Raw genomic sequence first — 12,423 nt, forward strand, 5'->3', positions numbered from 1 at the left:
CGGCGGGGTCAGCTCCGCCCGTGACGCAGGGCGGGGTGGGCGCCGGCGGCGACCAGGTCGGCCACGGCGGCCTTCGGGTCACGGCCGGTGACGAGGGATTCGCCCACGAGGACGGCGTCGGCGCCCTCGTTCGCGTAGGCGATGAGGTCGTGCGGTCCGCGGATGCCGGACTCGGCGACCTTCACGATGTGGGCCGGGATCTCGGGGACGACCCGCTCGAAGGTCGAGCGGTCCACCTTGAGGTCCTTGAGGTTTCGCGCGTTGACGCCGATGATCTTGGCGCCGGCGGCGACCGCGCGCTCGGCTTCCTCCTCGTCGTGGACCTCGACGAGCGGGGTGAGACCGATGGACTCGGCCCGCTCGATGAGGGAGACCAGGGCCTCCTGGTCCAGGGCCGCGACGATCAGCAGCACGAGGTCGGCGCCGTAGGCGCGGGCCTCCCACAGCTGGTACGCGGTGACGATGAAGTCCTTGCGCAGGATGGGAACGTCCACCCGTGCGCGGACGGCTTCCAGGTCCGCGAGCGAACCGCCGAAGCGGCGCTCCTCGGTCAGGACGGAGATGACGGCGGCGCCGCCCGCCTCGTAATCGGCGGCCAGGCCGGCCGGGTCCGCGATCGCGGCGAGCGCACCCTTGGACGGGCTGGAGCGCTTCACCTCGCAGATCACCTTGACGCCCTCGCCACGAAGGGCGGCGACGCCGTCCTTGGCCTGGGGCGCCTTGGCGGCACGCTCCTTGAGCTCGTCGAGGCTGACGCGCGACTGCCGTTCGGCAAGGTCGGCGCGGACCCCTTCGATGATCTCGTCGAGCACACTCACGCGAGCGGCCCCCTTCCGGGTCGGTCGACTTGGTTCAAGGTCAGCAATCAAATGGTATCCGCAGGAGGCCTTGACCTCTGCACACGGCCGAAGACGTCCCAGGGACTGGACATTCGGAATCTGATCTTCAAACGGGCGCCGTACGGGCCTCAGGGAGCCAGCGCCGACCCGAAGGGCAGGTTCCGGACAACGGCGAAAATCAGTGCCGCGGTCCCGAGCCCCCACCAGTACAGCGGCTTGAGGGCCAGACGCGGGGTCGGCCCGCCGCGGTAGGCGCGAATCAGCCACAGGATCATGAATCCCGCGAAGACGAAGTACCCGGTCACCGCCATGGCATTTGCGCCGAGAGCAGTGAGCAGATCGCCGTGGGCGAACGCGTGGGCGCTGCGCAGGCCGCCGCAGCCGGGGCACAGGATCCCGGTCAGCCGGAACAGCGGGCAGACCGGGTAGTGGCCGGGTTCGTACGGGTCCACGGTGGCGACGTACCCCAGGGCCGAGGCAGCCACGGCGAGCGTGAGCGCCGGCGCGGCCAGCCGCCGGGCCCGGGTGGGGGCGGCGGGCGGGAACCCGGGCGGGGCGACCGGCGCCGGGGTGGCGGGGGTGCGTGAGGCGTCCACCCGCTGATTGTGGCCGGTCATGACAAAAGGCGCAGCCCGACAGGGCCACGCCTTTCGAATCCGCTTCCGGACATCAGGCCTTCGCGGCCTTGGCGGCGGCGATGACCTTGGCGAGGTCCTCGTGGACGGGCTTCGGCGCGCCCATGCCCGCCGCCTTCATCGCCATGCCCACGACTCCGCCGAGCGCCACGACGACCAGTCCGGCGATGAAGCCGATCGGGTTCGCCAGCACCATGAACGCGCCGGAGATGCAGAAACCGATGAAGGCGATGATGACACCGGTCCAGGCGGCCGGGGTGTGTCCGTGGTCTGTGCCCGCCATGAGTTGCTCCTCGTTGCTCTGCCGGGCGCGTCTGTTATCGACCGCCCGGACGTCATTGCCATCATTGTCCCGCACCCCGGATGCCCTTCGCGCCCGGGGGGTGAGCAGGCTTTCAGCGCCCGCTCGTGGGGTCCTCGCCCCGGTCCAGCGCCTTCCACAGGTCCTCGGGCCGGTCGGGGTCCACCGTCGGCGCCTTGCGGGGCCGCGGCGTCCCGTCGCGCTCGTAGCGGCCGCCCATCGCGGGCCAGCCGCGGCCGAAGCGCAGGGCCAGCAGCCCGGCGGCCAGGATGAGCAGGGCGCCCGCCGCCGTCACGTACGGCCAGGCCGTATGCGTGAGCGCGGCCGCGTGGGCCGCGGTGTCCGCGGTCGTACGGGCCGCCGCGTCGTCCAGGGCCGCGCGGTCGCCCGCCCCGGCCAGGGCGGCGAGGATCGCGCCGAGCCCGCTCAGGGCGAGCAGACCGGAGACCAGCAGGCGGCCGCGGCCGCGTACGGCGAACACCGCGACCAGGGCCGCGAGCGCCACGATGGCCAGGGCCGCGGGGACCCCGGTGACCGCCCGCCCGTCGGCCGACAGCGGCAGCTCGCCGCCCCCGGCCGCCGCGGCGGTGCCGCGCGCCCAGGTGCGGCCGGAGGCCAGCAGGACGACGGTGGCGCCGAGCGCGCCGAGCAGCAGGGCCGCGGCGACACTGCGACGGCTGCCGCCGCCGCGCGCGGCGGCCGCATCGGCTTCCGGGTCGGCGGCGGGATCGGTTCGGGGTGCGGGTACGGCGCTCACGCACCCCACTATCCCCTACCGCTTCAGGCGGAGTGGAGCCGGTTCGCCGCTCCGACCGCGCGCAGCACCGCGGCGGCCTTGTTGCGGCACTCGGCGTCCTCCAGCTCGGGCACGGAATCGGCGACGACCCCGGCCCCGGCCTGCACGTACGCCGTGCCGTCGCGCAGCAGCGCGGTGCGGATGGCGATGGCGGTGTCGGCGTCCCCGGCGAAGTCCAGGTAGCCGACGCAGCCGCCGTACAGCCCGCGGCGGGAGGGCTCCAGCTCCTCGATGATCTGCATGGCGCGCGGCTTGGGCGCGCCCGAGAGGGTGCCGGCCGGGAAGCAGGCGGTCAGCACGTCGAAGGCGGTGCGGTCCTCGGCGACCCGGCCGGTGACGGTCGAGACGATGTGCATGACGTGCGAGTACTTCTCGATGCTCATGAAGTCGACGACCTCGACGCTGCCCGGTTCGCAGACCCGGCCCAGGTCGTTGCGGCCCAGGTCGACCAGCATGAGGTGCTCGGCGCGCTCCTTGGGGTCGGCCAGCAGTTCCTCGGCGAGGTCGTGGTCCTCCTGCGGGGTGGCGCCGCGGTGCCGGGTGCCGGCGATGGGGTGGACCATGGCCCGCCCGTCCTCGACCTTGACCAGGGCCTCGGGGCTGGACCCGACGACGTCGAAGCCGTTCTCGAAGCGGAAGAGGTACATGTACGGGGACGGGTTGGTGGCGCGCAGCACCCGGTAGACGTCCAGCGCGGAGGCGGTGCAGGGGGTCTCGAACCGCTGCGAGGGCACGACCTGGAAGGCCTCGCCCGCGCGGATGCGCTCCTTGATGTCCTCGACGGCCGCCTGGTACTTCTCCCCGCCCCACAGGGCCGAGTACGCGGGCAGCTCGGAGGCGGGCAGCGGCGCGGGCGCGTACGGCGCCGGGCGGGCGAGGTCGGCCTCCATCGCGTCGAGCCGGGCGACCGCGTCGGCGTACGCCTCGTCGACACCCGTGTCGAGGTCGTTGTGGTTGATCGCGTTGGCGATCAGCAGGACCGTGCCGTCCCAGTGGTCGAGGACCGCGATGTCCGAGGTGAGCAGCATCGTCAGCTCGGGGAGTTCAAGGTCGTCGCGGGTGCTCTCGCCGATCCGCTCCAGGCGGCGGACGATGTCGTAGCCGAGGTAGCCGACCATGCCGCCGGTGAAGGGCGGCAGGCCGCCCGACAGGTCGCGGGGGGTGTGCAGGGCCTCGACGGTGGCGCGCAGCGCGTCGAGGGGGTCGCCGCTGGTGGGCACGCCGACGGGCGGGGTGCCGATCCAGTGCGCCTGGCCGTCCCGGACCGTCAGGGTCGCGTCGCTGCGGACGCCGACGAAGGAGTACCGGGACCAGGAGCGGCCGTTCTCGGCCGATTCCAGCAGGAAGGTGCCCGGGCGTTCGGCGGCCAGCTTGCGGTAGAGGCCGACCGGGGTGTCCCCGTCGGCGAGGAGTCGGCGGCTGACGGGAATGACGCGGCGGTCGCTCGCGAGCTTGCGGAACGTCTCAAGATCCATGGCGTGGGACCTTACCTATTCGGCTTCGGCGGTGAGGAGGACATCGGCGTCGAAGCAGGTGCGGTCGCCGGTGTGGCAGGCCGCGCCGACCTGGTCGACCCGGACGAGCACGGTGTCGGCGTCGCAGTCGAGGGCGACGGACTTCACGTGCTGGAAGTGGCCGGAAGTGTCCCCCTTGACCCAGTACTCCTGGCGGCTGCGGGACCAGTACGTGCAGCGGCCGGTGGTCAGCGTGCGGTGCAGGGCCTCGTCGTCCATCCAGCCGAGCATGAGCACCTCACCGGTGTCGTACTGCTGGGCGATGGCGGGCACCAGACCGTCCGCGGAGCGCTTGAGGCGGGCGGCGATGGCGGGGTCGAGGGAGGACGTACTCATGTGAGCCATTGTGCCGGGCGGGAAGGGGGATCAAGGGGGACTGTCCGCCTGATGAGCAGCGTGGGGCGGGTTCCGGCCGTAGGCTGGCTGGCATGTCTACCCATGCGAAGCGTGAACGACTGCTGCTGGCGGACCTGTTGGAGTCGGCCGGACCCCAGGCACCGACGTTGTGCGACGGCTGGCTGACGCGGGAGCTGGCGGCGCACGTGGTGGTGCGGGAGCGTCGGCCGGACGCGGCGGGCGGGATCCTGCTGAACGTGCTGAAGGCGCGGCTGGACAAGGCGATGGCCGAGTACGCGGCCAAGCCGTACGAGGAACTGATCCAGCTGATCAGGACCGGGCCGCCGAGGATGTCGGTGTACTCGCTGAAGCAGATCGATGAGGCGGCGAACGCCGTGGAGTTCTACGTCCATGCGGAGGACGTGCGGCGGGCGCAGCCGGACTGGACGCCGCGTGAGCTGGACCCGGTGTTCTCGGACGCGCTGTGGTCGCGCCTGGAGAAGCTGGCCCGCCTGGCGGGGCGGCGGGCGCCGGTGGGTCTGGTGCTGCGGCGGCGCAACGGGCAGACGGCGGTGGCGCACAAGGGCACGCCGGTGGTCACGGTGACGGGGGAGCCGGGTGAGCTGACCCTGTTCTGCTTCGGCCGCCAGGATGCCGCGCGCGTCGACCTGTCCGGCGAGAAGGACGCCGTGGCCACCCTGACCACGGCCCGCCTGGGCCTCTGACCCCGCCCGCGCCGACCACGCCTCCGGCGGGCCCTCAAACGCCGGGCAGGCTGAACTTTGCCGGGCCGGGGCCGCCGGCAAAACCCAGCCCCGCCGGCGTTTGAGGCGCCCCCGGAGGGCAGGCAGCGCCGCACCCTTGGACGGCCGGGGGTGCTACGCGAAGGTGAGTTCCGCTTGGCGGACCAGGGGGGCCGTGGTGCCGGCTATGGCTCCCGCCATGCTCAGCACGCCGCCCGCGAGGAAGACGGGGACGATGCCCCAGAGGGATACGGCCAGGCCGAAGGCCGGGTAGGCCAGGGGCGCCAGCCCCACGGCGGTGAAGGCCATCACCGAGCTGACCCGCCCCAGGTACGCGGGGTCCGTCGACGCCTGGATCAGGGCGACGGCCAGCCCCCCGCAGATCCCGCACACCAGACCCCCCGCCACCGCCAGCCCCACCGCGAACCGCAGGCTCGGGGCCAGCGCCAGAGCCCCGATGGCCGCCGAGCCGACGAGCAGGGTGAGGTTCTGGACGGCCCCCGCCCTGGGCACCCGTGGCACCACCGTGAGCAGCAGTGCACTGCAGGCCGCACCGACCCCGAAGGCGCCGATGATCCAGCCGACCCCCGACGGCCCCCAGCCGCGCTCCCCGGCCAGCAGGATCAGGCCGACGGTGAGCGGGGCCGACGTACCGAGCTGACTCAGCGCCCCGGAGAGCATCAGGGGCCCGATCACCCCGTGGCGGCGGATGTAGCCGAGGCCCGAGCGGAGCTGCCGCCAGGGCGATTCCGGCGCCGCGGACTCCAGGCCCGCCCGATCCACGCCCGCCGGATCCAGGCCGACGGCGCCCCCCTCCGGCAGCGGCGCGATCCGCACCGCCAGCAGCAGGACCAGGGAGACCCCGAACAGGGCGGAGGCCACCGCGAAGGCGGCGCCGGGTCCGCCCAGGCCCATCGCGATCCCGGCCACCGGCGGCCCCGCGGTGTGACCCACCCGTTCGACGAGGCTCCGCAGCCCCTGCACCCGGACCAGCTGCCCGGGCCCCGCGACCCGCGGCGGCAGCGCCCCCACGGCCGGCAGGAAGAGCGCGTCGACCGCGCCGAAGACCAGGGCGACGGTGACGAGCGCCCCCAGCCCGGGCGAGGCCAGGGCGACCACGACGGCCAGCACCAGGACCACCACGCAGCGCACCGCGTCCGAGGAGATGACCACGAGCCGGGGCCCGAAGCGGTCGGCGATCACTCCCCCGCCCAGCATGAGCAGGGCGCGCGGTACCGCGCCCGCCGCCATCACCAGGCCGACCTCGGCCGGCCCGGCGGCCCGCGCCGCCGCCCAGCCGAGGGCGAGGAAGTAGATCGCGTCCCCGATCAGCGAAGCGGCGTAGGCCCCCAGCCAGCGCCAGACGTTCCCGTTCAACCAGTCCCCCCTCGACCGGCCGGGGCCGTTCAGCGAACCGGGTGCCCGGCCCCCCGCAGCGCGTCCTTGACCTGGCCGATGCGCAGGTCCCCGAAGTGGAACACCGAGGCCGCGAGCACCGCGTCCGCGCCCGCGGCGACGGCCGGGGCGAAGTCGGACAGTTTGCCCGCGCCGCCCGAGGCGATCACCGGGACGGTGACGTGCCTGCGTACGGCCGCGATCATCTCGGTGTCGTAGCCGTCCTTCGTACCGTCGGCGTCCATCGAGTTCAACAGGATTTCCCCGGCGCCGAGTTCGGCGGCCCGGTGGGCCCATTCGACGGCGTCGATGCCGGTGCCGCGGCGGCCGCCGTGCGTGGTGACCTCGAAGGTGCCGGTCTCGGTGCGCCGCGCGTCGACGGACAGCACGAGGACCTGGCGGCCGAAGCGCTCGGCGATCTCCTGGATCAGCTCGGGGCGGGCGATGGCGGCGGTGTTGACGCCGACCTTGTCCGCGCCCGCGCGCAGCAGCTTGTCCACGTCGTCCGCGGTGCGCACACCGCCGCCCACGGTGAGCGGGATGAAGACCTGTTCGGCGGTGCGGCGCACCACGTCGTAGGTGGTCTCGCGGTTGCCGGAGGAGGCGGTGATGTCGAGGAAGGTCAGCTCGTCGGCGCCTTCGGCGTCGTACAGCTTGGCCATCTCGACGGGGTCGCCGGCGTCGCGCAGGTTCTGGAAGTTGACGCCCTTGACGACCCGGCCGTTGTCCACGTCCAGGCAGGGGATCACCCGTACGGCGAGGGTCATGCGGTCTCTCCTCGGTAGGCCTCGACCTCGACCTCGACGACCAGGCTCGGGTCGATGAAGCCGGACACGATGATCATGGAGGCGGCGGGGCGGACGGCGTCGAACAGCTCCTTGTGGGCGCGGCCCACCTCGTCCACGTCCCGGGCGTGCGTGATGTACATCCGGGTGCGGACGACGTCCTCGGGGCCGAGGCCCGCCTGGGCGAGCGCCTCGAACGCGACCTTGAAGGAGTTCACGGTCTGGTCGTACGGGCCGCCCGCGGCGATCTGGCCGCCCACCACGGAGGTGCAGCCGGAGACGAGGACCAGGCCGTTGGGGAGGGCCACCGCGCGGGAGTAGCCGACGGCTTCCTCCCAGGGGCCGCCCGAGGAGATCCGGCGTACGTCGCTCACAGGGCCACCGCCTTGAGCGCCTCTTCGAGGGTGAAGGCCTTGGCGTACAGGGCCTTGCCGACGATCGCGCCCTCGACGCCCAGCGGCACCAGCGCGGCCAGCGCCCGCAGGTCGTCGAGCGAGGAGATGCCGCCGGAGGCGACGACGGGCCGGTCGGTCGCGGCGCAGACGTTCTTCAGCAGCTCCAGGTTGGGGCCGGTCAGCGTGCCGTCCTTGCCGATGTCGGTGACGACGTAGCGGGCGCAGCCCTCGGAGTCCAGGCGCGCGAGGGCCTCGTAGAGGTCCCCGCCCTCGCTGGTCCAGCCGCGGCCCTTGAGGGTCGTACCGCGTACGTCGAGCCCGACCGCGATCTTGTCGCCGTGCTCGGCGATGACCTTGGCCACCCAGTCGGGGGTCTCCAGGGCGGCGGTGCCGAGGTTGACCCGGGTGCAGCCGGTGGCGAGGGCCGCGGCGAGCGTGGCGTCGTCGCGGATGCCGCCGGAGAGCTCGACCTTGATGTCCATGGCGCCGGTGATCTCGGCGACCAGGGCGCGGTTGTCGCCCGTACCGAAAGCGGCGTCGAGGTCGACCAGGTGCAGCCATTCGGCGCCGGAGGCCTGCCAGGCCAGGGCGGCCTGGAGCGGGGAGCCGTAGGAGGTCTCGCTGCCGGACTCGCCGTGCACCAGGCGGACCGCCTGGCCGTCGCGGACGTCGACGGCGGGGAGCAGTTCGAGCGTGCCCGCCGGGGTCGCCGGGGTCTCCGGGGTCTCCGGGGTCTCCGGGCTCACGGGGTTCTCCAGGTTCGCCATCAGAGGGTCTCGATCCAGTTGGTGAGGAGCTGGGCACCGGCGTCGCCGGACTTCTCGGGGTGGAACTGGGTGGCCCACAGGGCGCCGTTCTCCACCGCCGCGACGAAGGGCTCGCCGTGCGTGGCCCAGCTGACGCGGGGGGCGCGGATCAGCGGGTTGGTGACCTCGAGGGTCCAGGAGCGCACCGCGTAGGAGTGCACGAAGTAGAAGCGCGCGTCGTCGTCGAGCCCGGCGAAGGCCTGGCTGTCGGCGGGGGCGTCGACGGTGTTCCAGCCCATGTGGGGGACGATCGGGGCCTTGAGGGGCTCGACCGTGCCGGGCCATTCGTCGAGGCCCTCGGTCTCCACGCCGTGCTCGATGCCGCGCTCGAAGAGGATCTGCATGCCGACGCAGATGCCCATGACCGGGCGCCCGCCGGAGAGCCTGCGGCCGATGATCCAGTCGCCGCGGACCTGCTTGAGGCCGCGCATGCAGGCCTCGAAGGCGCCGACGCCGGGGACCAGGAGGCCGTCGGCGTCCATGGCCTTGTCGTAGTCGCGGGTGATCTCGACGTCGGCGCCGACGCGCGCGAGGGCGCGCTCGGCGGAGCGGACGTTGCCGAAGCCGTAGTCGAAGACGACGACCTTCTTGGTGGGCTTCTTGATCATTCCCAGATTCCTTGGATCCGCAGGATTCCGGCTGCCAGACACATCACGGAGCCGATGGCGAGCAGGATGACGACCGACTTGGGCATCTTCTGCTTCTGGAAGGAGTAGACGCCCCCGGCCAGGAACAGGCCGAGGACGATCAGGATGCTGTTGAGCCCGTTCACGGTTAGAGGGCGCCCTTCGTGGAGGGAAGGATGCCGGCGGCGCGCGGGTCGAATTCGGCGGCGTAGCGCAGGGCCCGGGCGAGGGCCTTGAACTGGCACTCCACGATGTGGTGGGCGTTGCGCCCGTACGGGACGTGGATGTGCAGGGCGATCTGGGCCTGCGCGACGAACGACTCGAAGATGTGCCGGGTCATGGTCGTGTCGTACGACCCGATCATCGGCGCCATGTTCTCGGGCTCGGTGTGCACCAGGTAGGGGCGGCCCGACAGGTCGACGGTGACCTGGGCGAGGGACTCGTCCAGCGGGACCGTGCAGTTGCCGAAGCGGTAGATGCCGACCTTGTCGCCGAGGGCCTGCTTGAAGGCGGCGCCCAGCGCCAGCGCGCTGTCCTCGATGGTGTGGTGGCTGTCGATGTGCAGGTCGCCCTCGGTCTTGACGGTGAGGTCGAAGAGGCCGTGGCGGCCGAGCTGGTCGAGCATGTGGTCGTAGAACCCCACACCGGTGGACACGTCGACTTTGCCGGTGCCGTCGAGGTCTATCTCGACGAGGACCGAGGTCTCCTTGGTGGTCCGTTCGACCCGTCCGATGCGGCTCATGCCTGCTGCTCCTTCTTCAGTGCGCGAACCGCTTCCAGGAACGCGTCGTTCTCGGCCGGGGTGCCCGCGGTGACCCGCAGCCATCCGGGTACTCCGTTGTCCCTGACCAGGACACCCCGGTCGAGGATCTGCTGCCATGCGGTGTGGGAGTCCGCGAACGTCCCGAACTGCACGAAGTTCGCGTCGGACGCGGTGACCTCGTAGCCGATGGCCTTCAGTTCGGTGACCAGCCGGTCGCGCTCGGCCTTGAGCTGCTCGACGTAGCCGAGCAGGGTGTCGGTGTGCTCCAGCGCGGCCAGTGCGGTCGCCTGGGTGACGGCGGACAGGTGGTACGGCAGGCGCACCAGCTGTACGGCGTCCACGACGGCGGGGTGCGCCGCGAGGTAGCCCAGGCGCAGTCCGGCGGCGCCGAAGGCCTTGGACATGGTCCGGGAGACCACCAGGTTCGGGCGGCCCTCGAGCAGCGGCAGGAGCGAGTCCCGGTGGCTGAATTCGACGTACGCCTCGTCGAGGATCACCAGGGACGGGCGGGCCTCCTGGGCGGCCTCGTAGAGGGCGAGGACCGTCTCGGCCTCGACCGCGGTGCCCGTGGGGTTGTTGGGCGAGGTGATGAAGACGACGTGCGGGGCGTGCTCCGCGATCGCCTCCGTTGCCGCGTCCACGTCGATGGTGAAGTCCTCGCGGCGCGGGCCGGAGATCCAGTCGGTGCCGGTGCCGCGGGCGATCAGGGCGTGCATCGAGTAGGAGGGCTCGAAGCCGATCGCGGTGCGGCCGGGTCCGCCGAAGGTCTGCAGCAGCTGCTGGAGGACCTCGTTGGAGCCGTTGGCGGCCCATACGTTCTCCCGCGCGAGCGGGTGCTTGCCGGTGCGGGTGAGGTAGGCGGCCAGCTCGGTGCGCAGCTCGACGGCGTCCCGGTCGGGGTAGCGGTTGAGGGTGCGGGCGGCGTCGGCCACGCGCTCCGCGATCCGCGCCACGAGCTCCTCGGGCAGCCCGTAGGGATTCTCGTTGGTGTTGAGCTGGACGGGTACGTCGAGCTGCGGGGCGCCGTAGGGGGTCTTGCCGCGCAGCTCGTCCCGGATGGGGAGGTCGTCGATGCCCAGGGGGCCGGTCACGGGGGTCACTGGGTGGGCACCTTCCATCCGAACCGCGCCTTGAGCGCGGCGCCGTGCGCGGGCAGGTCCTCGGCCTCGGCGAGGGTGACCACGTGGTGGGTGACCTCGGCGAGGGCGTCGCGCGTGTAGTCGACGATGTGGATGCCGCGCAGGAAGGACTGGACGGACAGGCCCGAGGAGTGGCAGGCGCAGCCGCCGGTGGGCAGCACGTGGTTGGAGCCGGCGCAGTAGTCGCCGAGGGAGACCGGGGACCAGGGGCCGACGAAGATCGCGCCGGCGTTGCGGACCCGGGCGGCCCAGGCGGCCGCGTCGGCGGTCTGGACCTCCAGGTGTTCGGCGCCGTACGCGTCGACCACCTTGAGGCCGTCCTCCAGGCTGTCGACCAGGACGATCGCGGACTGGCGGCCCGCGAGGGCGGGCTTGATCCGGTCCTCGATGTGCTTGGTCGCGGCGACCTGCGGTTCCAGCTCGCGCTCGACGGCGGCCGCGAGCTCCTCGGAGTCCGTGACGAGGACGGCGGCGGCCAGCGGGTCGTGCTCGGCCTGGCTGATCAGGTCGGCGGCGACGTGCACGGGGTCGGCCGTGGAGTCCGCGAGGACCGCGATCTCGGTGGGGCCGGCCTCGGTGTCGATGCCGATCTTGCCGGTGAAGTAGCGCTTGGCGGCGGCGACCCAGATGTTGCCGGGGCCGGTCACCATGTTCGCGGGGGCGCACCCGTCCGGGCCCGAGGTGCCGTACGCGAACATCGCGACGGCCTGGGCGCCGCCGGCCGCGTACACCTCGTCGATCCCGAGCAGCGCGCAGGCGGCCAGGATCGTGGGGTGCGGCAGGCCGCCGAAGTCCGCCTGCGGCGGGGACGCGAGCGCGATCGACTCGACGCCCGCCTCCTGGGCCGGGACCACGTTCATGATCACGGAGGACGGGTACACCGAGCGGCCGCCGGGCGCGTAGAGGCCCACGCGCTCCACGGGGACCCACTTCTCGGTGACGGTGCCGCCGGGGACGACCTGGGTGGTGTGCTCGGAGCGGCGCTGGCGCGCGTGCACGATCCGGGCGCGCCGGATCGACTCCTCCAGGGCCGCGCGGACGGCCGGATCCAGCTCCTCCAGGGCGGCCTTGAGGGCCTCCTCGGGAACCCGGATCCGCTCCAGCGTGACCCCGTCGAACTTCTGCGCGTACTCGATCAGCGCCGCCGTGCCACGATGATGGACGTCCTCGCAGATGGGCCGCACCTTGTCCAGGGCGGCCGCTACGTCGAACTCGGCACGGGGCAGCAGATCGCGCAGGGCGCCACCCTCGGGGAGGGTGTCACCGCGCAGGTCGATACGAGAGATCACGTTCCAATTCTCTCAGACGTCATCTCGCCACCGTTCGTCCGTATCACTGGCTGATACGCGC

Annotated in this window: 16 protein-coding genes; 1 reads left to right on the forward strand and 15 read right to left on the reverse strand. The window is 72.5% G+C overall.

All coding sequences use genetic code 11. The features are described from left to right. Window positions 1–8 precede the first annotated feature (8 nt). From trpC to hisI, 6 genes are all read right to left on the reverse strand, one after another. Window positions 9–818 carry an indole-3-glycerol phosphate synthase TrpC gene (gene trpC, locus ABT084_RS06790; RefSeq protein ID WP_351038793.1) on the reverse strand — a complete coding sequence of 270 codons (810 nt, stop codon included), beginning with the start codon at window positions 816–818 and terminating at the stop codon, window positions 9–11. A 149-nt stretch (window positions 819–967) separates the two neighbouring features. Next, window positions 968–1,456 carry a DUF2752 domain-containing protein gene (locus tag ABT084_RS06795; RefSeq protein ID WP_351038795.1) on the reverse strand — a complete coding sequence of 163 codons (489 nt, stop codon included), beginning with the start codon at window positions 1,454–1,456 and terminating at the stop codon, window positions 968–970. 52 nt (window positions 1,457–1,508) lie between these two features. Beyond that, complete coding sequence (locus ABT084_RS06800; RefSeq protein ID WP_351038797.1) at window positions 1,509–1,757, reverse strand: HGxxPAAW family protein; 249 nt, start codon at window positions 1,755–1,757, stop codon at window positions 1,509–1,511. A gap of 112 nt (window positions 1,758–1,869) precedes the next feature. Beyond that, a complete protein-coding gene (locus tag ABT084_RS06805; RefSeq protein ID WP_351038799.1) occupies window positions 1,870–2,541 on the reverse strand; it encodes a TIGR02234 family membrane protein in 672 nt (223 codons plus the stop codon). 14 nt (window positions 2,542–2,555) lie between these two features. After that, complete coding sequence (locus ABT084_RS06810; protein WP_351038801.1) at window positions 2,556–4,046, reverse strand: anthranilate synthase component I; 1,491 nt, start codon at window positions 4,044–4,046, stop codon at window positions 2,556–2,558. 15 nt (window positions 4,047–4,061) lie between these two features. Then, window positions 4,062–4,430 carry a phosphoribosyl-AMP cyclohydrolase gene (gene hisI / locus ABT084_RS06815; protein ID WP_351038803.1) on the reverse strand — a complete coding sequence of 123 codons (369 nt, stop codon included), beginning with the start codon at window positions 4,428–4,430 and terminating at the stop codon, window positions 4,062–4,064. 83 nt (window positions 4,431–4,513) lie between these two features. Here hisI and ABT084_RS06820 point away from each other — a divergent pair, with 83 nt between their 5' ends. Beyond that, a complete protein-coding gene (locus ABT084_RS06820) occupies window positions 4,514–5,146 on the forward strand; it encodes a TIGR03085 family metal-binding protein (RefSeq protein ID WP_351038805.1) in 633 nt (210 codons plus the stop codon). 153 nt (window positions 5,147–5,299) lie between these two features. Here the strand turns inward: ABT084_RS06820 and ABT084_RS06825 are convergent, their stop codons facing one another. From ABT084_RS06825 to hisD, 9 genes are read right to left on the reverse strand one after another with little or no spacing between them, the layout of a single operon-like run. Next, window positions 5,300–6,541 (reverse strand): MFS transporter, encoded by a 1,242-nt coding sequence (locus tag ABT084_RS06825; protein ID WP_351038807.1) that lies wholly within the window; start codon window positions 6,539–6,541, stop codon window positions 5,300–5,302. 29 nt (window positions 6,542–6,570) lie between these two features. Then, window positions 6,571–7,326, reverse strand: coding sequence for an imidazole glycerol phosphate synthase subunit HisF (gene hisF, locus ABT084_RS06830; RefSeq protein ID WP_351038809.1), 756 nt, complete (start codon window positions 7,324–7,326; stop codon window positions 6,571–6,573). Further along, the gene (locus ABT084_RS06835; RefSeq protein WP_351038811.1) at window positions 7,323–7,718 is read right to left on the reverse strand and encodes a RidA family protein; all 396 of its coding nucleotides are present in this window, start codon (window positions 7,716–7,718) and stop codon (window positions 7,323–7,325) included. The genes hisF and ABT084_RS06835 overlap by 4 nt, the downstream gene beginning before the upstream one ends. Next, a complete protein-coding gene (gene priA / locus ABT084_RS06840) occupies window positions 7,715–8,485 on the reverse strand; it encodes a bifunctional 1-(5-phosphoribosyl)-5-((5-phosphoribosylamino)methylideneamino)imidazole-4-carboxamide isomerase/phosphoribosylanthranilate isomerase PriA (protein WP_351038812.1) in 771 nt (256 codons plus the stop codon). Before priA ends, ABT084_RS06835 begins: the two co-directional genes overlap by 4 nt. Before the next feature lie 20 nt (window positions 8,486–8,505). After that, the gene (hisH, locus tag ABT084_RS06845) at window positions 8,506–9,153 is read right to left on the reverse strand and encodes an imidazole glycerol phosphate synthase subunit HisH (protein ID WP_351038814.1); all 648 of its coding nucleotides are present in this window, start codon (window positions 9,151–9,153) and stop codon (window positions 8,506–8,508) included. After that, entirely contained in the window at window positions 9,150–9,317 is a 168-nt protein-coding gene (locus ABT084_RS06850) for a CG2302 family histidine operon protein (protein WP_351038815.1), read from the reverse strand. Before ABT084_RS06850 ends, hisH begins: the two co-directional genes overlap by 4 nt. Before the next feature lie 2 nt (window positions 9,318–9,319). Continuing rightward, window positions 9,320–9,913, reverse strand: a complete 594-nt coding sequence (gene hisB, locus ABT084_RS06855; protein ID WP_328298154.1) for an imidazoleglycerol-phosphate dehydratase HisB — start codon at window positions 9,911–9,913, stop codon at window positions 9,320–9,322. Beyond that, window positions 9,910–11,025 (reverse strand): histidinol-phosphate transaminase, encoded by a 1,116-nt coding sequence (locus ABT084_RS06860; protein WP_351038911.1) that lies wholly within the window; start codon window positions 11,023–11,025, stop codon window positions 9,910–9,912. The genes hisB and ABT084_RS06860 overlap by 4 nt, the downstream gene beginning before the upstream one ends. A 5-nt stretch (window positions 11,026–11,030) precedes the next feature. Then, complete coding sequence (hisD, locus tag ABT084_RS06865) at window positions 11,031–12,362, reverse strand: histidinol dehydrogenase (protein ID WP_351038818.1); 1,332 nt, start codon at window positions 12,360–12,362, stop codon at window positions 11,031–11,033. Window positions 12,363–12,423 lie beyond the last annotated feature (61 nt).

Source organism: Streptomyces sp. NPDC002138, assembly GCF_040296485.1.
Classification (GTDB): domain Bacteria; phylum Actinomycetota; class Actinomycetes; order Streptomycetales; family Streptomycetaceae; genus Streptomyces.